Raw genomic sequence first — 21,206 nt, forward strand, 5'->3', positions numbered from 1 at the left:
CGGTCCTCGGCGGTCACCGCCGCGTCACCGTCGAGGGGGACGGCCGTCACAGACCGTCCACATCGGCCCACCTAGACTGGCCGGGTGACTACGACCGCCCCGGCCCCCTCGAGCCCGACGACCAAGCGTGTGCTGCTCGCCGCCCCCCGCGGCTACTGCGCGGGGGTCGACCGCGCCGTCGTCGCGGTCGAGAAGGCCCTGGAGACGTACGGCGCACCGGTGTACGTGCGCAAGGAGATCGTGCACAACAAGCACGTCGTCGAGACGCTGCGCGACCGGGGCGCGATCTTCGTCGAGGAGACGGACGAGGTGCCCGAAGGTGCCCGCCTCGTCTTCTCCGCCCACGGCGTGTCCCCCGCGGTCCGCGAGTCCGCCGCCGCCCGCAACCTCGACACGATCGACGCCACCTGCCCCCTCGTCACCAAGGTGCACAAGGAGGCCGTGCGATTCGCGAAGGCGGATCGGACGATCCTGCTGATCGGCCACGACGGCCACGAAGAGGTCGAGGGCACCGCCGGCGAGGCCCCGGAACACACGATCGTCGTGAACTCGCCCGAGGAGGCGGACCGGGTCGAGGTGCCCGACCCCGACAACGTCGTCTGGCTGTCGCAGACCACGCTGTCCGTGGACGAGACGATGGAGACCGTGCGACGGCTGCGCGAGCGGTTCCCGAAGCTGGCCGACCCGCCGAGCGACGACATCTGCTACGCCACCCAGAACCGGCAGGTGGCCGTCAAGAAGCTCGCCCCGGAGTGCGACCTCGTCATCGTGGTGGGCTCGGCGAACTCGTCGAACTCCGTGCGACTGGTCGAGGTGGCCCTGGACGCCGGGGCGCGCAGCTCCTACCGGGTGGACCGTGCCGCCGAGCTCGAGGACTCCTGGTTCGACGGCGTCGCCACCGTCGGCGTGACGTCCGGCGCGTCGGTGCCCGAGGTGCTCGTCGACGACGTGCTGCGTCAGCTGGCCGACCGCGGGTACGGCGAGGCCGAAGAGGTGCGCACGGCGACCGAGGACCTCGTGTTCTCCCTGCCGCGCGAGCTCCGCCCGCCGCGCAACGCCCGCCAGCTCCCGGTCCAGCCCGCCTGACGAGGCGGGGCGGCTCAGCCCGCCGCCGTGCCCCGGGCGTCGCCGGGCTGCTCGTCCGTCGCGCGCTCCATGGCGCGGCGGTCGGCGTCCACCAGGGAGTCGACGTCGGCCCGTTCGTCGGCCGTGACCTCGCCCAGGGCCACCACCGCGCCCTCCTCGGCGGCGAGCAGCTCGGGGCGGGTGATGGGGCGGGGCACCTCCTGCAGGCCCTTGACCTCGTCGATCTCGTCCTTCGCGTCGACGACGTCGAGCTCGACCATGCGGCGCGCCGACACGAGCACGTTGCGCTCCAGCGACCCGACCATCGAGTTGTAGGCCTTCGTCGAGCTCTCCAGCGAGCGGCCCATCTTGGTGATGTGGCCGGTCATCGTGACGATCCGTGAGTGCAGCTGCTTGCCGACCTTGAGCACCTCCTGCGCGTTGTCGGCGAGCGCCTGCTGGCGCCACGCGAACGCCACGGTGCGCAGCAGGGCCAGCATCGTCGCGGGGCTCGCGAGCAGGACGTTCTTGCGGGCCGCCTCCTCCATGAGCGACGGGTCGCGCTCGAGCGCCGCGGCGAGGAACGCCTCCGCGGGAACGAACATGACCACGAACTCCGGGGCGTGGTCGAAGAGGTCCCAGTACCGCTTCGACGCGAGATCGTCGACGTGCTTGCGCACGTGGCGCACGTGGGCGTCCATGCGGCGCTCGCGGACGGCGGGGTCGTCGGCCTGCTGCGCCTCCAGGTAGCCGAGGAAGGCGACCTTGGCGTCCACGACGACGTTCTTGCCGCCGGCCAGGTTGATCACCATGTCCGGGCGCAGGACCTCGCCGTCGTCGTTCGTGGCCTGCACCTGCACGTCGAAGTCGACGCGCTCCATCATCCCGGCGGCCTCCACGACGCGCTGCAGCTGCAGCTCGCCCCACGCACCGCGCGTCTGCGACGAGCGCAGCGCCGTGACGAGGTCGCTGGTGCCCTGCCGCAGCTCCGCGTTGACCTGCGTGAGCTGGCGCAGGTGCTCGCCGATGGCGGACGACCCCTCGGCGCGGGCCTTCTCGGCCGCGGCGACCTCCTCGCGGACCTTCTCCAGGCTCTTGCCGAGCGGGTCGACCAGCGCCCGGATCGCCTGCTCGCGCTGGGCGAGCGTCTCGTCGTTCTTCACGGTGCTGGCCTTGAGCCGCTGCTCGGCCAGCTCGAGGAACTGCTGGTTGCTGGACTGCAGCACCTTGCCCGCGACGGACTGGAAGCGCTGGGCGGCCGTCTCCTCGTCGCCCTTGGCCTCGAGGACCTGGCGTTCGGCGTCGGCGCGGACCTGGGCGAGCTGGCGCTCCGCCTGCGCCCGCGCCTCCGCCAGGCGCTCCTGGGTCTCCGTGCGGACCTCGGCGAGCCGCCGCTCGGCGGCGGCCCGCGCCTCCTCGAGCTGGGCGCGCAGGCTCGCTGCCTCGCGCCGGGTCGCCTCGACGTCGGCGTGCAGGCGCACCTGCTCCATCTCCTCCGACCGCCCGGCGCGCGTCACGCGGTTCGCGTGCCAGAGCCAGCCCACCAGCGCCCCCACCACGAGGGCGCCGAGCGTCAGGAGCAGTGCCGTGGTCGTCGTCATGGGGCACACGCTGCCACGGCGCACCGACACGGCGGGCCCGGCCGGCGCGGCGAGTCGCGACGACACCCCGCGCACGCACCTGGGCGCGGCCCCCGCGGACGCCCCGTTGACCAGGCACGACGGCCCCCGCGTCGCACTCCGCCGGGCCGACGGGGCAGCCGGACCCTCAGTAGGCTGGCCCGGTGACCGATCCCACCGTGCCGCCGCCGGCCCCGCAGGCGCCGGCGACCCCACCGCCGCCCGACCCGTCCGCCGCGCTGAGCCTGCGCGGCCTCTGGAAGCGGTTCGGGCAGAAGATCGCGGTCGCCGGCGTCGACCTCGACGTGCCGTCGGGCTCGTTCTTCGGCCTCGTCGGCCCCAACGGCGCCGGCAAGACGACGTCCCTGTCGATGGCCACCGGCCTGCTGCGGCCGGACTTCGGCGTGGTGCAGGTGCACGGCACCGACCTGTGGGCCGAGCCCGACCGGGCGAAGGCCACGCTCGGCGTGCTGCCGGACGGCGTGCGGCTCTTCGACCGCCTCACCGGGGCCCAGCTGCTCACGTACGCGGGCCTGCTGCGCGGCCTCGACCGTACGACGGTGGCGGAGCGCACCGAGGACCTGCTGCAGGCGATGGACCTCACGGGGGACCGCGACACCTTCGTCGTCGACTACTCCGCCGGCATGACCAAGAAGGTCGCGCTCGCGGCGGCCATGATCCACGCCCCCCGCGTGCTCGTGCTGGACGAGCCGTTCGAGGCGGTCGACCCGGTCAGCGCCGCCAACATCCGCGACATCCTCAGCGCCTACGTCGCCGACGGCGGCACCGTGGTGGTCTCCAGCCACGTCATGGACCTGGTGCAGCGCATGTGCTCGCACGTCGCGATCATCGCGGGCGGGCACGTGCTGGCCGCGGGGACGGTGGACGCCGTCCGCGGCGGCCAGACGCTGGAGGACCGCTTCGTGGACCTGGTCGGGGGCCGTCGTGAGTCGGAGGGACTGTCGTGGTTGCGCAGCTCGTCCGCCTCAAGCTGACCCTCCTGGCCAACACGTTCCGCCGGAGCGTGTGGCAGACGATCGGCCTGGTCGTCGCGTCGGTGTACGGGCTCGGTGTCCTGGCGCTCGCGGTGGTGGGGGCGGTCGCCGGCGGCACCGTCGACGCCGCGGTGACGGGTCAGGTGCTCGTCGTCGTCGGCGCCCTCGTCGTCCTCGCGTGGTGGGTGGTGCCGCTGTTCGCCTTCGGCCTCGACGCGACCCTGGACCCGCAACGGTTCGTGACGTTCGCGATCCCGCGCCGCCAGCTGCTCGCGGGGCTCGCGGCCGCCGGGGTCGTCTCCGTCCCGGGCGCGGTCACGCTGCTCGGCGCGCTCGGCGTCTCGTTCGCCTGGTGGCGCGAGCCGGCCGCCCTGGTGGCGGCGCTGGTCGGTGCGGTGCTCGCCGCGGCGCTGTGCGTCGTGGGTTCGCGCGCGACGACGACCGCGCTCGCGCCGCTGCTCGACTCGCGGCGGTACCGCGAGGTGCTGATGATCGTCGCGGTGGTCCCGCTGGTGCTGGTCGGGCCGGCGATCGGCTGGCTGGCCGACGGCGTGGAGGTGACGGTGGAGGGGTCGGGCGCCGACGCCGTCGGCGAGGCTCTTGCGCCGCTGTCCGCCGTCGTCGCCTGGACGCCGTTCGGCGCGCCGTGGGCGCTCGGCTCCGCCGTGCACGACGGGGCGTGGGGGCTGCTGGCGGCCCGGCTCGCCGTGTCGCTGGCGACGCTCGCGCTGGCCTGGTGGGTGTGGGACCGGTCGCTGGCACGCGCCCTCGTCACCCCGCGGGGCGGCACCGCGCCGCGGGCGCGGGCAAGGGGCTCGGGTGGTTCGCCCGGCTCCCGGCGACGCCCACCGGCGCCGTCGCGGCGCGCTGCGCCACCTATTGGGTGCGCGACCCGCGGTACGCGGCGTCGATCGCGATCGTGCCGCTGCTGCCCCTGGTGATGCTGGCCGTCGGCCTGACCAGCGGCGCGGGCGGCGGCCTGCTGCTCGTCGTCGCGCCCCTGGTGGCCTGGCTGCTCGGCTTCGGTATCTCGAACGACGTCGGGTACGACAGCACCGCGTTCGCGCTGCACGTCGCGACCGGGGTGCCCGGGCGTGCCGACCGCTGGGGGCGGGTGCTCCCCGTGCTGGTGGCCGGGCTGCCGCTCACCGTCGCGTTCGCGCTGGTGGGCTGTGCGGTGGCGGACCGGTGGGACGCGCTGCCGGCGATGCTGGGCATCTCCTGCGGGACGCTGGCGACGTCGCTCGGCATCTCGAGCGCCGTGTCGGCGCGGCTCGTGTACCCGGTGCCCAAGCCGGGCGAGAGCCCCTTCAAGTCGCCTCAGGGCGCCACGGTGGCGACGATGGTCGCGCAGCTCGTGACGATGGCGATCGTGCTGGCGCTGAGCATCCCGGCGCTCGCGCTCGGCCTGTTCGCGATCCTCGCGCCCGCGCCGGCGCTCGGGTGGGCGACGCTCGGGGTGGGCACCGCCGTCGGGGCGGTCGTGCTGGTCGTCGGGGTGCGCTGGGGTGCGCGCCTGCTCGACCGGCGGCGCCCCGAGCTGCTCCAGCAGGTCATGGCCTTCCGGTGACGATTCCCGGACGGTGCTGAGACGGGGCCGAGACGGTGCTGGGACGGTGCCGCGTGCACGGTCATGGGAGCGCCAAGCCCGTCGGGGATAATGGGCCGGTGAACTCCGAGAACCACCAGCACCCGGCCCTGCCTGCCGGCTGGCAGGCCGCCACCCCCGACATCGCCGACGTCCCGCGCCTGTGCGAGCTGCGCGGCGCACTCGCCGTCCCGTGGACGGGCTCGCGGGACGTGGACGCCGACGCCGTCGCCGCCCAGGTGGCGGGTCCCGTGTCGTGGACGCGGCGCCAGGTGGTCGTCCGGGACGGCGACGGCGTCGTGCGGGCCTGGGCGTCCGCGCACGACCGCGCGGCCGGTCGCGTCGTCCTCGGCCTCGACGTGGACCGGAAGGCGCCCGTCCCGGACGAGCTCGCGGCGTGGTGCCTCGGGTGGGGCGAGGCGCAGGGCCGCGAGCTCGCGGCGCAGCGTGGCGTGACGAGCACCCAGCTCGACGTGGGCGCCTACGCCGGCGACGACGTGCAGCGCGGGTGGCTCGCGGCCGCGGGGTTCGCGCACGCGCGCTCCTGGTTGCAGATGAGCCGGCCCGTCCGCCCCGAGGAGGCCGAGCCGGGCGTCCTGCCCGCCCCGCGCCCGGGGGTGACGGTGCGGCCGGTCGCGACGCACGACGACGGCCTGCCGCTGGCCGAGGACCTGCAGACGGTGCACCGCGTGCTGGAGTCCGCGTTCGAGGACCACTTCAACTCCTACCGGGAGAGCTTCGGCGAGTTCGTCGTGCGGCTGCGCAGCGAGCCCGGCCACCGCTGGGACCACTGGTGGCTGGCGCGGGTGGCCGACCCCGACGACCCGCAGGACCTCGGCGAGCCCATGGGCGCGCTCGTCGCCTCCGCGCTGCCGTCGGGGGCCTCGGGCAAGGAGGGCAGCTACATCGAGTACCTGGGCGCCGACCGCCGGGCCCGCGGCCGTGGGGTCGCCACGGCGCTGCTGCTCGCCGTCGTCGCCGACGCGGCAGCCCGCGGCCGCGACCGGGTGGGGCTGGAGGTCGACGCCGACAGCCCGACGGGGGCCGCCGCCCTGTACGAGAAGTGGGGCTGGCGCACGAAGTACCGGACGGAGTCCTGGCACCGCGACATCGAGCTCTGACCAGCGGGCTCCGGCTCGGGGCGGCGGCCGCGCCGGCGGGCGGGCTGTCGGTGCCCGGCCGTACGGTCGTGCCATGTCGACGGAGCCCTCGGGGGAGACCACACGTGACGCGGCCCGGTTCGGGCCGGACGACGAGCTGCGCGGCGCTCGGTTCGCCGAGGCCGACCTGACGGGCGCCACCTTCCGCCTCGTCCGGCTCGACGGCGTGCGGTTCGACCAGAGCTTCATGCCGGGGGCGGTGATGCGCGGCGTCGATCTCACGGGCGCGGACATCGACGGCGAGATCACGGGGCTGCGTGTCAACGGCGTCGACGTCGTGCCGCTCGTCGAGGCGGAGCTGAACCGGCGGTTCCCGGGCCGGGAGCAGGCGCGTTCGCAGGATCTCGCCGAGCAGCGCGCCTCCCTGGACGGGGCGCTGCGCGCCTGGGACGCCCACCTCGAGCGCGCCGCCGCGATGTCGGCCGTCGACGTCTCGGTCGACGGCGAGTGGTCGACGGCGCAGACGCTGCGGCACCTGGTGCTCGCGATGGACGGGTGGATCCGGTACGGCCTGCGGGGGATCGACGACGCGTTCTGGTGCGCCGGGCTGCCGTTCACCGAGTACGAGCCCGAGGTGTGGCGCCACGGAATCGACCTGGCCGCGGCGCCGTCCCTGGAGGAGGTCTGCGCCGTGCACGCCGACCGCATCGCGCAGGTGTACGCGCTCTACGACGACCTGGCCGGCACCGACGTCACCGTGGACGCCCCCCGCCTCCCGCCGTGGGCGCCCGACGGGCTGGTGTTCCCGGTGCACCGGTGCCTCGGCGTCGTCGCCCGGGAGCACTGGGCGCACCTGCAGTTCGTCGTGCGCGACCTGGACACGCTCGCGGCCCGCGGCGCCGACGCGGGGGCGTCGTCGCCCGGTGCGCCGACCGCTCCGTAGCCCGGCACCGGGCCCCGCCACGTAGACTCTCGCCACGTGGCACTCACCATCGGCATCGTCGGCCTGCCCAACGTCGGCAAGTCCACGCTCTTCAACGCCCTGACCCGCAACCAGGTGCTCGCGGCGAACTACCCGTTCGCGACCATCGAGCCCAACGTGGGCGTGGTCCCGCTGCCGGACCCTCGCCTGGACAAGCTCGCGGAGATCTTCTCCTCGGAGCGCACGCTGCCGGCGACGGTGTCGTTCGTCGACATCGCGGGCATCGTCAAGGGCGCGTCCGAGGGCGAGGGCCTGGGCAACAAGTTCCTCGCCAACATCCGCGAGGCCGACGCGATCTGCCAGGTCACGCGCGTGTTCGACGACGGCGACGTCGTCCGGGTCGAGGGGTCGGTGGACGCCGAGGGCGACATCGAGACGATCTCGACCGAGCTCGTCCTGGCCGACCTCCAGACCCTCGAGAAGGCGCTCCCGAGGATGGAGAAGGAGGTCAAGATCAAGAAGGGCGACGCCGCCCTCCTCGAGGCCGCGAAGACCGCCGAGAAGATCCTCGAGTCCGGCACCACCCTCTTCCAGGGCGCGAAGGCGGCGGGTCTCGACCTGGCCGACATCGCGTCGCTGCAGCTGCTCACGGCCAAGCCGTTCATCTACGTCTTCAACACGGACGACGCCGGGCTCGCCGACACCGGGATGCAGCAGCGGCTGCGCGACCTCGTCGCCCCCGCGGACGCCGTCTTCCTCGACGCGAAGTTCGAGGCCGAGCTGGTCGAGCTCGAGCCGGACGACGCGCGCGAGATGCTCGCCGACTCCGGGCAGGAGGAGGCGGGGCTCGACCAGCTCGCCCGAGTCGGCTTCCACACCCTCGGCCTGCAGACGTACCTCACCGCCGGCCCCAAGGAGTCCCGCGCCTGGACGATCCGCACCGGCTGGACCGCCCCGCAGGCCGCCGGCGTCATCCACACCGACTTCGAGCGCGGCTTCATCAAGGCGGAGGTCATCTCGTTCGACGACCTCGTCGAGGCCGGGTCCGTGCAGGCCGCCCGCGCCGCCGGCAAGGCGCGCGTCGAGGGCAAGGACTACGTCATGGCCGACGGCGACGTCGTGGAGTTCCGCTTCAACGTCTAGAAGTACTGGTGAGCAGGAGTTGCCGGCGCGGCTGTCGAGCCAGAACAGCTCCCGTCCAACTCAGCGGGTGAGTCCTTCACGGACGCTTGCCGTGGTCCCGGAAGACGGCCGCTGCGAAGAGATCGACGTGGCGAAGAACGTCGGCACGAGCCTGGGACCTCTCGGCGGGGCCCGCATCCGCGTGCAGGTGCAGCACGCGAGCGAGGCCTATCGGCCCTGTGAACGAGTAGGCCAGCCGGTCACCGGGGCCGAGGTGCTCGGGGATCCATCCTTCAGCGAGCCAGTCGGAGAACAGCCTGGTGGCGTAGTCGGTGGTGCCTGACAGCGCCGCGCGAAGCGGCTCGCTCTGCAGGAGCCCGTCACGACTCACGAGGCTGATCAGCGTTCGGGCCTCCTCGCGGTCCCAGTCGTCGAGGAAGGCTCCGACCAGCTGCGTGAGGAACTGCGGGGGATCGGTGTTCGCCAGCTCGTGGTCGACCCCGTCGAGTGCTCGCGCCGAGTCCTGCGGACCGTAGCGGGCGATGACCGCGTCGAAGATGGCCTGCTTGTTCTCGAAGTGCGCGTAGAGCACGCTCTCGCTCAATCCGACCTCTCGTGCAATCGCACGTATCGACGTGCCCTCGAAGCCGTGCCGCGAGAAGAGCCGCACCGCCGCCCGCGTGAGCTCCTCCTTGGTGTCGCCGGCTTCAGCCTTGCGGGGGCGACCCGGTCGACGTCGAGCGGGTGCGCCGTCGTCGGTCCTGTCCATGGGCGGGGCTCCTCTGCAGGTGGGTGGGTGCCGTTGACACAAAATAGAACGGGCGCTTAGTTTTGTGCGCGGGGCGCGCCGTCAGAGCTGCGTCTTCTCGTACATGAGGAGCTGATGATGCCACCTGCCGGAGTGAGCGACGCCGCTCGGCCCGCGTTCGACGAGCCGAGCGCAGACCGCTTCCTGTATGCCGGATGGTCCGTCGATCCTCCAGCGCGGCTGCCGTTCGTCCGGCGCAGCGACGAGCGGGCGCTGACGATCGCACGTTGCTGCGAGTACGCCGCGGGCGCGGAAAGGCGTACCGGGACGATGTCTGCGACGGTCTTCGAGACCGAGGTGATGCCACCACTGCCCGGCGCTCCCCGGTACGACGTCCTGATGCTGCTCAGGGTGGAATCGCAGGCGCTCGCGCGAGAGGCTGCAGAGGTACGAGATCTCGCTCCGACGTTCACGATGTCGGCGTGGAACTCGCGACGCATCGGCGACACCGACCGGACCGGCGATGCGACCTTCCTGTTCAATCACTTCGTGGCGCAACGGCCAGATGCGGCGTCGGCGGGGTTCGATCAGGTCGCAGGGTGGTTCCCGGACAAGCTCGGCGTCGACAACACCACCCTGCTGCAGCCCGACGACCAGGAGGCCGCTCCGTACGCCTTCGTGAACTATGTCCGCGTGCCCGGCGGTGCCCGGAGCTTCTTGCTCGGAATGCTCCTCCGACCCAGTTTCCACACCCACGTCCGCAGGGTCCTGAAGGCGCACCACATGCAGGCACTGCCCCTGCTGGCGAAGCCGGTTCGACTCGAGCGGCACCGATGAGCGGCATGACGGATCGTTCGTTCCTGATCCTCTCCGGCGCTTCAGCCATCGCCTTTGCTGCGATCATCACCGGGCTGAACGGCCTCCTGGTTCCGGCAGGTGCGCCGACTCCGGGCGCTGGTGCCAGCGAGGCCGTGAGCTTCTACGAGGGTTCCGCCCTGGTGCTGTGGGCGGGATCGTCGATCCCGCTGGCGTGGGTCTTCTCGACGCTGTTCGCCGCAGGAGCGCTGTCACGTGTCCGCGGTGCGGCGGGCCGCCCCTGGGGGCTCGTGGGTTTCGCAGGAGTCGTCGCGCAGAACGTCACGTTCACCGTCGTGATCGGCGTTCGACTGGCGATGTCGAGTGCCGAGGAGCACGAGGGCGCGGATCTTCTCTGGAACCTCCACGAGGCCCTCTTCGGCCTGAACGGCACATTCCTCGCCCTGGCCATGGTCGGGTTCTCGCTGGCAGGTCGGGCCGGCGGAGTGATCGGGAGGTTCCATGCCCGCATCGGTCTCACCGGTGCAGTCCTCCAGATCGTCTCGGCCTGCCTGACGCCGGTGGTGATGGGTGGCAACGGCGCGGCCGGACTGGTCGGGTTGTCAGGGTGGCTGCTGTGGGTCGGGTGGCTGGTCGTCTACGGCATCCGTCTCCTGCCACGCACGCACCTTCCGGACCCAGGAGGGGGCGTCGCCGCAGAAGCGGCGTGAACCCGAGCGGCAGCAGATCCGCTCGGAGTCGGCTAGGTCTCCTTCGTCCTGTGCACCATGTCGACCGGGATGCGTCGGCGCTCGAACTCGGCGACCGTCCGCTCGTAGAGCGGCCTGTAGTCCTCCGCGGGATACCGGAGCACGTCGATCTTCAGCTGCGGCACGCCGTCCTTCGTCGTGAGCCGCGGGATGTCCACGGGCTCCTTGAGGTGGATGACGAAGGCGCGATTGAGGTCGGCCCGGTCCCACATGAGCTGGATCGCCGCGCGGTTGTCGTACCGGATGCCGGTGACGTGGGAGATGGCGTCCCAGGGGATCTTGTGGCCGCCGCGCACGGTGATCCCTCGTGACGAGAACTTCAGGTCGATCGCGTCCTCACCCTTGCGTGCCATGCCGATGAGGGCCGTGACCATACCGAAGCAGCCGAAGACGATGCAGGCCCCGCCGACGGTCGTCGGCGTCCCGCTGAGGACGATCTGTGAGAGATAGCTCGACGTCTCGGGAAGGTCGTTGAGGGCCAGGTACAGGCCCGTCCCGAACATGATGGCGCCGAAGAAGAGGTTGTTGAGGCTCTTGTCGATCCTGGGCCAGTAGTGCGAGCTCGCGACGGTGAAGTCCTTGACGGTCTCGGTGCTCGGTCTGAAGTTTCTCAGGACTGCTGCTCTCGCATTCTTCGTCGCCGTGGGCGGGACTAGGTGGTCGCCATGGAGGGCTCGTACGGCGACCAGGCGGGGTCGCGAAGGCCGGGGCAGTGCTCGGGGCTCGGATGCCGCGCGTTGTGGATGACGCGGTCGAGCGCGTCGCGCGTGGCGGCGAGGTCGGCCATGGCGGCTGTGATGCGGTCGCGCTCGGCGGCGAGCATCTCGAACACCTCCGGCGACCCCTCGCCGCTGTCGACGCACGGCAGCACCTGCTGGATCGTGCGGCTCGGCAGCCCGGCGGTGAAGAACTGCTGGATCAGCGTGACGCGTTCGACCGCCGCCTCCGCGTACTCGCGCTGTCCGCTGGGCGTGCGCTCCGACGTGAGCAGGCCCTGCTCCTCGTAGTAGCGCAGGGCCCTGGGGCTCACGCCCGCGCGCCGTGCAACCTCGCCGATCCGCATCCCGGCCCCCTCGTGGCTCGTGACTTGCCCTTGACGTCAACGTCAGGTCTTAGCGTAACCGCCGCGGGCCCGGATCCGGACCCGCGTCGTCGAGCCACGTCGCAAGGAGACCAGGATTTCCATGGACATCACCGCACAGACCGCCCTCGTCACCGGGGCCAACCGCGGCATCGGGCGCCAGTTCGTGCTCGAGCTGCTCGAGCGTGGTGCGCGCAAGGTGTACGCCACCGCCCGCCGCCCCGAGGCCATCGACCTCGTCGACGACCGGGTGGTGCCCCTGAGGCTGGACCTCACCGACCACGCCTCCGTCGTCGCGGCCGCGGCGACAACCCACGACGTCACCCTGCTCGTGAACAACGCCGGCATCGCCACGGGGGCGTCCCTGGTCACGGGCGACCTGGCCGAGGTGCGCCGCGAGATGGACACGCACTTCTGGGGCACGCTCGACGTGATCCGCGAGCTCGCGCCCGTCCTGGCGAGGAACGACGGCGGCGCGATCGTCAACGTGCTCTCCGCGCTGTCGTGGTTCGCCAGCCCGGGGACCGGGTCGTACGCCGCCGCCAAGGCGGCGGAGTGGAACATGACCAACGCCGTGCGCCTGGAGCTGGCGTCGCAGGGCACCTTCGTGCAGGGCGTGCTCCTCGGCGCCGCCGACACGGAGATCTCGGCCGGCTACGACGGCCCCAAGATCGACCCCCGCGACGTGCCGCGCCGCTCGCTGGACGGCCTCGCCGACGGGTCGATCGAGGTGATCGTGGACGACTGGACCGCGATGGTGAAGGCGTCGCTCGCGGGCGACCCGGCCGAGCTCTACGCGCGGATGGCGGAGCTGCTCGGCGTGAGCTGACCCGGGCGCGAGCTCCCTCTCCCACCCCGCCGCAGTGCTCCCTCTGATGCGGGGCCCCCGGGTCCCGTGGACGTTCGGCGCGCCGGGCCTTCCCGCGAGGCCGCGGCACGGCCGGCTCGCCTTCGGCGCGTGGTTTCTCGTCTCGGCCCCTCGTCGGGCTCGCGACGCACGTCGTGTGGGACGCGCTGGCCGGGGCGGTCGCGATCGTCGTCTGGTACGTGCGACGCCTCCGGTCCGGCCGGCTCACGATCGAGCGAGTCGCAGCCTCCCGTGCCGGGTCCGTGAGGCGGCTGTCGATCGCCTCGTCCGTCGTCCTGGTGAGCGCGGCGTCCGCAGCGTTCTCGGTCCTCGCGGTCCAGGACCGGGACGGCACGCTCGGGCTGGAGCTCACCCTGGCCGTGCTCGTGAAGTCCGGGCTGGCGGCGCTGGTCGTGGGCGTGCTGGTCTATGCGTCGGCCTGGTACGTCATGCGCTGGTCGAGCGGACCGACCGTGCGACGGTCGCACTCACGTCGATGAAGCAGGCGCGAGCGCCCCGGCCGTCCGCGCGTGCGGGTACGCCTGCTCGCGTCCCTGGAAGCTCAGGATGCTCGGGTTGCCGACCACCCCGTCGCGGATCTCGATCGCGCGGGAGACGGTGCGGCTCTGGGCCCACGCGGTGGGACCTTCCAGGACCGTGCGCAGGAACGGCAGGACCGCCTCGCTGATCTCCCACGTGGCCGAGTCCCAGAGGTAGGACGGGCTGTGGTCGACGGCGTAGTAGCTCACGCCGCGACCGACCGTGAACATCGGGTCGTCGAACGTGGTGGGCCGTGCCCACTCGAAGCCCATCCCCGCGTCGCACGAGACGTCGACGACCAGGCTCCCCGGGGCGAACGCCCCCAGGTCCTCGGTCCGCAGGTAGGTCAACGGTGCGGCGACGTCCTGCAGGGTGCAGTTGACGACGATGTCGTGCGACGCCAGGAACTGCGGGAGCAGGACGTCGCCGTCCTTCGTGGGGACGGTGCTGAGATAGGCCGCGCCCTCGTCGGTGCTGAGCTGGGTGATGTGCGCGCTGTGGATCGGCGAGCCGACCGCCGCGACCCCACGCTGCGTGAGGACCTGGACGTCGTGGATCCCGTGCGCCTTGAGCGCCGTGACCGCGCCGCGCGCCGTCGCGCCGAAGCCGATGACGACGGCGCTGAGCCGGGGTCCGTAGTCGCCGGTCGAGCCGACGAGGCTCAGCGCGTGCAGCACGGAGCAGTAGCCGGCCAGCTCGTTGTTCTTGTGGAACACGTGCAGGCCGAACTCGTCCCGGGGGGTCCAGTGGTTCATCGCCTCGAACGCGATCAGCGTGAGGCGCCGGTCGATCGCCGTCTGCGTCATGTCGGCGTCCTGCACGCAGTGCGGCCACCCCCACAGGACGCGCCCCTCGGGGATCGCGGCCACGTCGGCCGCCTGCGGCTTGGGCAGGAGCAGCACGTCGGCGGACTCGATCACCTCGGACCGTCCCGCGACCCTGCCGACCCGTGACTCGACGTAGCCGGGCTCCAGCCCGAACCCGTCGGCGTAGCCGTGCTCGACGGTCATGCGGGCGCGCACGTCCGCGTCGATGCGGTCCAGGTGGTGCGGGTGGATCGGCAGCCGCCGCTCGTTCTCCATCGAGGAGCCGGCGAGCAGCCCGAGGGTGAGGAGCCCGCCGTTCGGCGAGGCGCTGGAGACGGCGTTGCTGAGGGAAACGGGGGAACGTCGAGCGGTGCCGGGCATCCGGACTCCCATCATCGGGGAACCAGAGGCAGCTCCTGGGTGGATCGTACGCTCCAAAGAGCGAGCCTCCCGCCAGACGGAGGATGCCCGCCGGTCAGGCGGTGGCCGGGGCCTCCCACACGAACCCGTCCGGGTCGGTGAAGGGGCCGGCCGTGCTGCTCAGGACGATGCGGTGCGAGCCGCTGCCCTCGGCCGGGACGCCGACCTGCTTGGCGAGGGCGTCGTGCCCGTACAGCGCCAGGTTGACCGCTCCGTCCGGGGACGCGAACTCGACGTACTTGCCGCCGAACGACTTCTTGACCTCGAGGCCGCGCTCGACGTAGGCCCGCTTCGTCGCCTTGACGTCGGCGACCCCGAGCAGCAGCACGATCTCGACGACGTCCGTGGTCGGGGGACCGGAGTTCTTCTTGGACTCCGACGCGATCTGCCAGACGGTCCCGTCCGGCGCCTGCAAGGACGCGCCGTAGCCCCAGATCGACTTCGTCGGCGGCTTGAGGATCGCGGCGCCGGCGCCCGAGGCGGCGTCGACGAGCGCGTCGACGTCCGCGGGCTGCGCGGTGATCAGGGTGAGGGCGAAGCCGCGGAACCCGGCGGCCGGCGCGTCCACCTGTCGCAGCCTGACCCGGCTCGTGCCGGGGTCCAGGCCGAGCGCGCCGGAGCAGAAGCGGGTGGCGGCCTCGATGTCGGTCACCTCGAGGGTGACGTGGTTGACGTAGCTCATGTCCACCACGCTAGGAAGGGCCACCGCCGGCGGGCTTCTCGATTCCTGACGGGTGCGGGTCGTGGCGAGCGCGGCCGAGGTCCGGCGGCCGCTGCGTGGACGCGCGCGGGTGCAGCGCCGGCGGCGGGTCGGACAGCTCGATGCGGGTGCCGCCGGGTGTCCCGGACAGCAGGGTGCGGACGGCCGTGACGCCGACGTCGTACAGCGGCAGGCTGACGGTCGTGAGCGCGGGGACCAGGTGCTCGCTGACCCAGGTGTCGTGCACGGCGGCGACGGAGAGGTCGGCGGGCACGCTCCACCCCTGCGCCGCCGCGGCACCGAGCATCCCGATCCCGATGAGCGTGTTGCCCGCGATCACCGCGGTCGGACGCTGCGGGTCCCCGTCCCAGCGCCGGATCAGCTCGACCAGGCCGGCGCGCCCGGCGTCGGCGGTCCAGGGCCCGTGGACGCGGTCCTCCTCCCGCAGCTCGAGGCTCGCGTCGGCCAGCGCGGCGGCGATCCCCTTCTCGCGCAGCAGGCTCGTGGTGGAGCGCCGGGGGCCCGTCACCAGCCCGAACCGCCGATGGCCGAGGCCCAGGAGGTGCTCCGTGAGCATGCGGGTCGCGGCGACCTCGTCGGGGAAGACCTGGGTGACGGTGTCGCTCTCGGCCGTCGGCGCGTTCACGACGACGGTCGGGAGGGCGTGGGCGATCTCGTCGACCCGCAGGTCGAACTCGCCGTGGCCGCCCTGGACGACGATGCCGTCGACCCGGCGGCCGCTGATGAAGATGGTGAACGCGTCGTCGTCAGCCAGCAGCTCGTCGACGTCGCCGAGGACCAGGAAGTAGTTGTGACGGGCGGCCTCGGCGCGGGCTCCCCGCATCAGCTCCAGGTAGATGGGGCTCGACAGGTCGTGGACGACGAGACCGATGAGGCCGGTGCGGCTGGAGCGCAGGCTCCGGGCGCCGACGTGCGGGACGTAGCCGAGCCGGTCGGCGGCCTCGAGGACCCGCGCCTTGGTCTCGGGTGCTGCGCGCACGGCGGGGTCGCCGTTGAGCACCCGGGACGCGAGGGGACGAGAGACCCCCGCCGCCTGGGCGACGTCGGCGAGGCGGACGGGTCCGCTCCGGGAGCCCTGTCGTGGTACGTCGTGCGTCGCGGGCCGGCCCATGGCTTCACTATGCCCGGCGGCGGGGAGCGGCGGCCACCTCGGGCCGCCGCTCCGCCGGCCTTACGGCGTGGCGACCGTCGCCGGCCGGTCCTCGGCGTCGACCACGCGGGTCTCGGGCAGGAGGAACATGCCGAGCGCCGCGAGGGCGAGCAGGACGCCGCAGTACAGGGCGACGAGCCAGGAGTCCCCGCCGGCGGCGGACGTCAGCGAGGCGGCGACGAACGGCAGGGTCCCGCCGACCAGGGCCCCCGTGATCTCCCGGCTGAACGTGACGCCGGTGTAGCGGTAGCGCACCTCGAACAGCTCCGACATGAAGCCGGACTGGGCGGCCAGCATCGCGTCGTTGCAGAACGTGAAGATGAGCACCAGAGCCGCCCAGACAGCGAGCGGGGTGCCGACGTCGAGCAGGAAGAAGAACGGGTAGATGAGCACCACGGCGCCGAGGGCGCCGGCGAGGAAGACGGGCCGGCGACCCACCCGGTCGCTGATCCACCCGGCGAGAGGGATGGTGACGAGCTTGAGCAGGTTGCCGATGAGGATGCCGGTGAGGCCGATCCACTCCGGCGCCCCCACGTTCGTCGCCAGGTACGTCAGCGCGTACACCGACGGCAGGTAGCTCGCGACGTTCGGGCCGATGCTGGCGAGCATCGCCAGCGGGATCTTGCGCCCGGCCGTCCGGAAGAGCTCGGTGATGGCGACCCGGGGCGCCCTGCCCGCCGACTTGACCTCGGTGAACTCGGGGCTCTCGTCCACGCGGAGGCGGATGAGGATGCCCGTCGCGCTCACGGCGATGCTCAGGAGGAACGCGACCCGCCATCCCCAGGCCATGAAGGCGTCGTGGGAGAGGGTCGTGCTGAGCAGGGTCAGCACCCCTGTCGCGAGGAGCGCGCCGGCCGCGTTCCCCGCGCCGGGGATGGCCGCGTTCATCCCGCGGGCCTTGCTCGTGGAGTGCTCGGCGGCCAGCAGGGTGGCGCCCGCGTACTCGCCGCCGGCGCCGAAGCCCTGCAGCACCCGGAGCACGACGAGCAGCACGGGTGCGGTCATGCCGATGGCGTCGTAGCTGGGGATGACGCCGATCAGGGTCGAGGAGATGCCCATCAGCACGAGGGTGAGGAAGAGCATCTGCCGTCGGCCGTAGCGGTCGCCCAGGTTGCCGATGATGAGGCCGCCGATCGGGCGGGCGAAGAACCCGACCGCGAAGGTCGCGAACGACGCCAGGGTCGCGACGGTCGCGTCCTGCGTCGGGAAGAAGACGGTGGGGAAGACCAGCGCGCTGGCCGTGCCGTAGAGCGAGAAGTCGTACCACTCGAGGGCGGTGCCGACGGTGGCACCGATCGTCGCTCTGTTGATGCGGAACGTCATCGTGTCCCTCAACCCTTCAGTGCAAGTCGGACGGAGATGGTCGCCGGTGCGGCGGTGCCGTCCGGTCGGTGGGCCGCCCCGGCCAGGCGCAGGAAGCCGCCGAAGTGGGTGACCCGGGCGAACGTGCTGGTGCCGGTGTCGATCACGGTGCCCTCGTCGTGCCAGCGGATGCCGTCGGGGCTCAGCTGGACGCGCAGGCCGAGACGGACGCCCGGCTCCGGGGCGTGCACCTCGACGAAGAAGATCGCCTCGTCGGCCCACCCGCACTCGTACGGGTGGGTCTCGATGTCGGTGACGAACTCCTGTCGCAGCTCGACGACGGAGGAGTAGAAGGTCTTCACGCGAGCTCTCCTTCCGCGGAGACGAGCACGGAGTCGAGGAAGAGGGACACCCGGCGGTCGGTGTCGGCCTCGACGAAGAACACGGGGTTCAGCAGCCCCTGGATGTCGTCGTAGGCGGGTGCCAGGGTCGGGTGGGCCCCGTCCGGGAACCGCAGCACCTTGCCGCCGACCCGCAGCTCCTCGTAGCAGCGCCGGGTCAGGTCGACGGTGAGGGAGAACGGGGTCCAGTTGAGCTTGTCGTCGGACTCGTTGTAGATGAGGTGCTGCTCGCCGTCGTCGAACCACGTGGTCGCGACCGTGGAGCCGTCGGCGGCACGCTCGCCGAACCACTGCGGGTCGATGCCGGCCTTGTGCCAGCCGTCGGCCCCGTAGCTCCACTCCTCGTCGGTCGCCGTCGTGGGGCTGTAGTACTGCCAGCGGCGCACCGGGCTGCCCTCCACGGCGTTGACGTAGCGGACCCCGGGCATGTACCGGTGCTCGCCGTCCTGCAGGTCGACGAACATCCCGAACGCCCGGAGGTCGTTCACGCCGAGGCCGGGCCGGTCCTGCTCGACCTTGTAGGCGACGAGCGCCTCGACCCGCAGCCGCCGGACGCCCGGCGGCACGGCCAGGCGTTTGATGGCCAGCCCCATCGAGCCGGGCGCGGGCGGCTGGTCGGGTGGTGCGGCCGCGGCGCGGCTGGAGATCTTGAGGGAGTAGGTGCCGTTCGCCGACCCGTGCGTGCCGCCGAACGCGAACGTCGCCGAGCTGAGCATCGTCGGGCCCCAGTGGATCAGGTCGATGTCGTCGGAGTGCTCGCGGAACCCCGGCGCGACGAAGTTGGGCCGCAGGTCCAGCCATCCGTTCATGCCGTGGTCGAAGTCGTCGGCCACGAGGATGCGCGGCAGCGGGTCGAAGTACCCGGTGGGGGAGAAGGGCATAGTCCAAGCCGTCCTGGTCGTCACGGCGTGGAGTTCGCCGCTGAACAATCGATTTATCAGTTGTACGAGAGTGACGGGCGCCTGTCAACCGGCGGCGGTGGCGGGTCCGCGGCGGGCAGGCCTCGCTAGGGTCGGGTCGTGCCGACGATCGAGCTCATCACCCGCGTCCCGGCGGCCCCACGGCAGTGCTTCGAGCTGAGCCTCTCGGTCGACGCCCACACGGCGTCGATGAGGGCCTCGGGCGAGCGAGCGGTCGGCGGCGTGACGGCGGGAGTGATGGGTCTCGGTGACGTGGTCACGTGGCGTGCCCGGCACTTCGGCGTCCCGTTCACGATGACCTCGCGGATCAGCGCGCACGACGCCCCGCACCGGTTCGTGGACGAGCAGGTGTCGGGCCCCTTCCGGCGCTGGCACCACGAGCACCGGTTCGACGCGGACGGCGACGGGACCGTGATGACCGACGTCGCGACGTTCGAGTCGCCGGCGTGGTGGGTGGGCCGCGCCGTCGACCGCCTCGTGCTGACGTCGTACCTGACCCGGTTGTTGACCGTGCGCAACGAGTGGCTCACGGCTGCGCTCGCCAGCCCTGGTCGTGTCTGACGGGCGCGGCCGCGGGTCGCGTGAGGACGCGGGCACGGGCGGGTGAGCGCCTCATGAACCACTCGTGAAGAGTGGGCATGGTCACGCCCTCCCGCGCGCCGGATGGCGGGGTGGGCGCTTAGCCTCGTGGGGTTATGTTGCTCCAGACACCCGTGACCTCGCGCGCGTCCGGCACGCCTCCGCCCGTCGGACGCGCCGCGCGACGCCGCACGCGGTCATGGTTCGACGCGGCGACGTCGACGTCGGTGCTGGCGCTCTCGCTGCTGGGCGTGACCCTGCTGGCAGCCGGGCCGCTGCAGGAGATGGACCAGGCGGCCCACGGTCATTGGGCGCAGCGCCTCACACCCGGGCTGCAGCCCTTCGTCCAGCAGGTGCTCGACCCGATCGCGGGCCAGGCGGTGTGCCTGCCGGTCCTGGTGGGCGTCGCCGGCACGCTCGCCTGGCGACATCGGACCTGGCGCCCTCTCGAGTGCGTGGTGGCCGCCGAGGTCGCCTTCTACGGCGGTGTGGGCCTGTTCAAGGTGCTGCTCGCCCGGCCGGCACCGACCACGGACGACGCCGGCCTGTTCGACGGCGGCCTGCAGACCCTCGGATGGAGCGGCATCAGCTACCCGTCGGGCCACGCCGCCGAGGCGATCCTCATCTACGGGACCGCCGTGTACCTCGTCGGGCGGTGGACGTCCGTGTCCGAGCGCACGCTGCGCGGGCTGCGGGTGGGGGTCGGCGCGATCGCGCTCAACGCCGTGGCCGTGTCGTACTACCTCGGCTGGCACTGGGTGACCGACCTCGTGGGCGGGCTGCTCGTCGGCGGACTGCTCCTGCGGCTCCTGATCGAGGCGGACCGGCGCGACCTGTGGCGCAGCAGGCCGCGGCGCGCCCGCACGAGGCGGGGGTCGTCGTCCGGAGCGCGGCGCGAGGGCGAGGCCGGCGGGCGCGAGGACGAGAATGCCCGGCCGGCCGAGGACGGCGAGCGCGACGCAATGACCGACGCCGACGGCGTGGGTCAGCGCACCACGACGGCTGCCCCGGCCAGGGCGAGGTAGACGCCGCCGGCGGCCCGGCTCATGACGAGTCGCACGCGCCCGGACGCACGCCACCGCGCGGCCAGGCGGGCGGCGAGCACGGCGTACGTGCTGTCGACCGCGGCGGCGAGCGCGACGAAGACGAGCCCCAGCGCGGCGAGCTGGCCCGCCGCCGGGGACCGGCCCGGGTCGACGAACTGCGGCAGGAACGCGAGGAAGAAGACCGCGGTCTTCGGGTTGAGCACGTCCACCAGCACCCCGTCGGCGAAGAGCCGCCACCTGCCGACGGGCGGCGGCGTGCCGGCGTCGCCGTCGGTGCCCGGCCGTGCGGTGCGGAGCTCGCGGACCCCGAGCCACACGAGATAGGCGGCGCCGCCCCAGCGGACGGCGTCGAACGCGACGGGCGAGCGCGCCAGGAGCGCCGCGAGCCCGAGCGCCGCGGCGAGGACGTGCAGCGCCGCCCCGGTCTCGAGCCCCAGCATCGACAGCAGCCCGGCGCGGCGGCCGTGCGCCGTGCTGCGTGTGACGACGTAGAGCACCGACGGCCCCGGCACGGCCAGGGTCGCCAGCGTGGCACCGAGGAACGCCAGCAGGAGGGGCGTGCTCGGCAGGAGGGCCGTCATGCGAGTCAGGGAGCGTCGGGGCGCACGCCCGTGACATCCCGCGGACCTCCGCGCGCTCCGCTGTTGCCGTGGGGGAGGGTTGCTGCGA

The 21,206-nt window shown here is 72.6% G+C and carries 24 protein-coding genes; 13 read left to right on the forward strand and 11 right to left on the reverse strand.

The window, feature by feature from the left end; translation table 11 throughout:
- The first annotated feature begins 84 nt into the window (after nucleotides 1-84).
- On the forward strand, nucleotides 85-1,086 hold the full coding sequence (locus IEW03_RS10380) for a 4-hydroxy-3-methylbut-2-enyl diphosphate reductase (RefSeq protein WP_188523611.1): 1,002 nt from the start codon (nucleotides 85-87) through the stop codon (nucleotides 1,084-1,086).
- Nucleotides 1,087-1,100: 14 nt separating this feature from the next.
- On the opposite strand, the gene IEW03_RS10385 is transcribed toward IEW03_RS10380, so the two are convergent.
- Nucleotides 1,101-2,666 (reverse strand): DNA recombination protein RmuC, encoded by a 1,566-nt coding sequence (locus IEW03_RS10385; protein WP_188523612.1) that lies wholly within the window; start codon nucleotides 2,664-2,666, stop codon nucleotides 1,101-1,103.
- Nucleotides 2,667-2,848: 182 nt separating this feature from the next.
- Here IEW03_RS10385 and IEW03_RS10390 point away from each other — a divergent pair, with 182 nt between their 5' ends.
- The 6 genes from IEW03_RS10390 (at nucleotide 2,849) to ychF (ending at nucleotide 8,432) form a co-directional block, all read left to right on the forward strand.
- Nucleotides 2,849-3,679: an ABC transporter ATP-binding protein gene (locus IEW03_RS10390; RefSeq protein WP_188523613.1), complete on the forward strand. Its 831-nt coding sequence runs from the start codon at nucleotides 2,849-2,851 to the stop codon at nucleotides 3,677-3,679.
- Nucleotides 3,649-4,620 carry a hypothetical protein gene (locus tag IEW03_RS20395; RefSeq protein WP_229737909.1) on the forward strand — a complete coding sequence of 324 codons (972 nt, stop codon included), beginning with the start codon at nucleotides 3,649-3,651 and terminating at the stop codon, nucleotides 4,618-4,620. The genes IEW03_RS10390 and IEW03_RS20395 overlap by 31 nt, the downstream gene beginning before the upstream one ends.
- On the forward strand, nucleotides 4,599-5,249 hold the full coding sequence (locus IEW03_RS20400) for a hypothetical protein (protein ID WP_229737910.1): 651 nt from the start codon (nucleotides 4,599-4,601) through the stop codon (nucleotides 5,247-5,249). The genes IEW03_RS20395 and IEW03_RS20400 overlap by 22 nt, the downstream gene beginning before the upstream one ends.
- Before the next feature lie 98 nt (nucleotides 5,250-5,347).
- Nucleotides 5,348-6,388: a GNAT family N-acetyltransferase gene (locus tag IEW03_RS10400; protein WP_188523614.1), complete on the forward strand. Its 1,041-nt coding sequence runs from the start codon at nucleotides 5,348-5,350 to the stop codon at nucleotides 6,386-6,388.
- 73 nt (nucleotides 6,389-6,461) lie between these two features.
- A complete protein-coding gene (locus IEW03_RS10405; protein WP_188523615.1) occupies nucleotides 6,462-7,310 on the forward strand; it encodes a DinB family protein in 849 nt (282 codons plus the stop codon).
- A gap of 36 nt (nucleotides 7,311-7,346) precedes the next feature.
- On the forward strand, nucleotides 7,347-8,432 hold the full coding sequence (gene ychF, locus IEW03_RS10410) for a redox-regulated ATPase YchF (RefSeq protein ID WP_188523616.1): 1,086 nt from the start codon (nucleotides 7,347-7,349) through the stop codon (nucleotides 8,430-8,432).
- Nucleotides 8,433-8,508: 76 nt separating this feature from the next.
- On the opposite strand, the gene IEW03_RS10415 is transcribed toward ychF, so the two are convergent.
- Nucleotides 8,509-9,180 carry a TetR/AcrR family transcriptional regulator gene (locus tag IEW03_RS10415; protein WP_188523617.1) on the reverse strand — a complete coding sequence of 224 codons (672 nt, stop codon included), beginning with the start codon at nucleotides 9,178-9,180 and terminating at the stop codon, nucleotides 8,509-8,511.
- 132 nt (nucleotides 9,181-9,312) lie between these two features.
- Between IEW03_RS10415 and IEW03_RS10420 the strand changes: the two genes are divergently transcribed.
- Complete coding sequence (locus IEW03_RS10420; RefSeq protein ID WP_188523618.1) at nucleotides 9,313-9,996, forward strand: hypothetical protein; 684 nt, start codon at nucleotides 9,313-9,315, stop codon at nucleotides 9,994-9,996.
- Nucleotides 9,993-10,685, forward strand: coding sequence for a hypothetical protein (locus IEW03_RS10425; protein WP_229737911.1), 693 nt, complete (start codon nucleotides 9,993-9,995; stop codon nucleotides 10,683-10,685). The genes IEW03_RS10420 and IEW03_RS10425 overlap by 4 nt, the downstream gene beginning before the upstream one ends.
- A gap of 32 nt (nucleotides 10,686-10,717) precedes the next feature.
- Here IEW03_RS10425 and IEW03_RS10430 read toward each other — a convergent pair whose 3' ends face one another.
- The gene (locus IEW03_RS10430) at nucleotides 10,718-11,227 is read right to left on the reverse strand and encodes a hypothetical protein (RefSeq protein ID WP_188523619.1); all 510 of its coding nucleotides are present in this window, start codon (nucleotides 11,225-11,227) and stop codon (nucleotides 10,718-10,720) included.
- Between the two features lie 149 nt (nucleotides 11,228-11,376).
- Nucleotides 11,377-11,787, reverse strand: coding sequence for a MerR family transcriptional regulator (locus IEW03_RS10435; protein ID WP_188523620.1), 411 nt, complete (start codon nucleotides 11,785-11,787; stop codon nucleotides 11,377-11,379).
- A gap of 121 nt (nucleotides 11,788-11,908) precedes the next feature.
- Here IEW03_RS10435 and IEW03_RS10440 point away from each other — a divergent pair, with 121 nt between their 5' ends.
- On the forward strand, nucleotides 11,909-12,634 hold the full coding sequence (locus tag IEW03_RS10440; protein WP_188523621.1) for an SDR family oxidoreductase: 726 nt from the start codon (nucleotides 11,909-11,911) through the stop codon (nucleotides 12,632-12,634).
- Nucleotides 12,635-12,915: 281 nt separating this feature from the next.
- Nucleotides 12,916-13,152 (forward strand): hypothetical protein, encoded by a 237-nt coding sequence (locus IEW03_RS10445; RefSeq protein WP_188523622.1) that lies wholly within the window; start codon nucleotides 12,916-12,918, stop codon nucleotides 13,150-13,152.
- Here the strand turns inward: IEW03_RS10445 and IEW03_RS10450 are convergent.
- The 6 genes from IEW03_RS10450 to IEW03_RS10475 all read right to left on the reverse strand — a co-directional run bounded on the left by IEW03_RS10450 (nucleotide 13,141) and on the right by IEW03_RS10475 (nucleotide 18,873).
- Nucleotides 13,141-14,379: a N(5)-(carboxyethyl)ornithine synthase gene (locus tag IEW03_RS10450; protein WP_371870614.1), complete on the reverse strand. Its 1,239-nt coding sequence runs from the start codon at nucleotides 14,377-14,379 to the stop codon at nucleotides 13,141-13,143. The genes IEW03_RS10445 and IEW03_RS10450 overlap by 12 nt on opposite strands.
- Nucleotides 14,380-14,473: 94 nt before the next feature.
- Nucleotides 14,474-15,100: a VOC family protein gene (locus IEW03_RS10455; RefSeq protein WP_188523624.1), complete on the reverse strand. Its 627-nt coding sequence runs from the start codon at nucleotides 15,098-15,100 to the stop codon at nucleotides 14,474-14,476.
- Between the two features lie 10 nt (nucleotides 15,101-15,110).
- Entirely contained in the window at nucleotides 15,111-16,250 is a 1,140-nt protein-coding gene (locus IEW03_RS10460) for a LacI family DNA-binding transcriptional regulator (RefSeq protein WP_188523625.1), read from the reverse strand.
- Between the two features lie 60 nt (nucleotides 16,251-16,310).
- Nucleotides 16,311-17,612, reverse strand: a complete 1,302-nt coding sequence (locus IEW03_RS10465; RefSeq protein ID WP_188523626.1) for an MFS transporter — start codon at nucleotides 17,610-17,612, stop codon at nucleotides 16,311-16,313.
- Nucleotides 17,613-17,620: 8 nt separating this feature from the next.
- Nucleotides 17,621-17,953, reverse strand: a complete 333-nt coding sequence (locus tag IEW03_RS10470; protein ID WP_188523627.1) for a hypothetical protein — start codon at nucleotides 17,951-17,953, stop codon at nucleotides 17,621-17,623.
- A complete protein-coding gene (locus IEW03_RS10475) occupies nucleotides 17,950-18,873 on the reverse strand; it encodes a DUF6772 family protein (RefSeq protein ID WP_188523628.1) in 924 nt (307 codons plus the stop codon). The genes IEW03_RS10470 and IEW03_RS10475 overlap by 4 nt, the downstream gene beginning before the upstream one ends.
- A gap of 138 nt (nucleotides 18,874-19,011) precedes the next feature.
- Here IEW03_RS10475 and IEW03_RS10480 point away from each other — a divergent pair, with 138 nt between their 5' ends.
- Nucleotides 19,012-19,473, forward strand: a complete 462-nt coding sequence (locus IEW03_RS10480) for an SRPBCC family protein (protein WP_188523629.1) — start codon at nucleotides 19,012-19,014, stop codon at nucleotides 19,471-19,473.
- A gap of 152 nt (nucleotides 19,474-19,625) precedes the next feature.
- Complete coding sequence (locus IEW03_RS10485) at nucleotides 19,626-20,516, forward strand: phosphatase PAP2 family protein (RefSeq protein WP_188523630.1); 891 nt, start codon at nucleotides 19,626-19,628, stop codon at nucleotides 20,514-20,516.
- Here IEW03_RS10485 and IEW03_RS10490 read toward each other — a convergent pair.
- Nucleotides 20,477-21,118 carry a LysE family translocator gene (locus IEW03_RS10490; RefSeq protein WP_188523631.1) on the reverse strand — a complete coding sequence of 214 codons (642 nt, stop codon included), beginning with the start codon at nucleotides 21,116-21,118 and terminating at the stop codon, nucleotides 20,477-20,479. The two genes, IEW03_RS10485 and IEW03_RS10490, sit on opposite strands and share 40 nt — an antisense overlap.
- Nucleotides 21,119-21,206 lie beyond the last annotated feature (88 nt).

The sequence above is a fragment of the Isoptericola cucumis genome (assembly GCF_014635665.1).
Classification (GTDB): Bacteria; Actinomycetota; Actinomycetes; order Actinomycetales; family Cellulomonadaceae; genus Isoptericola; species Isoptericola cucumis.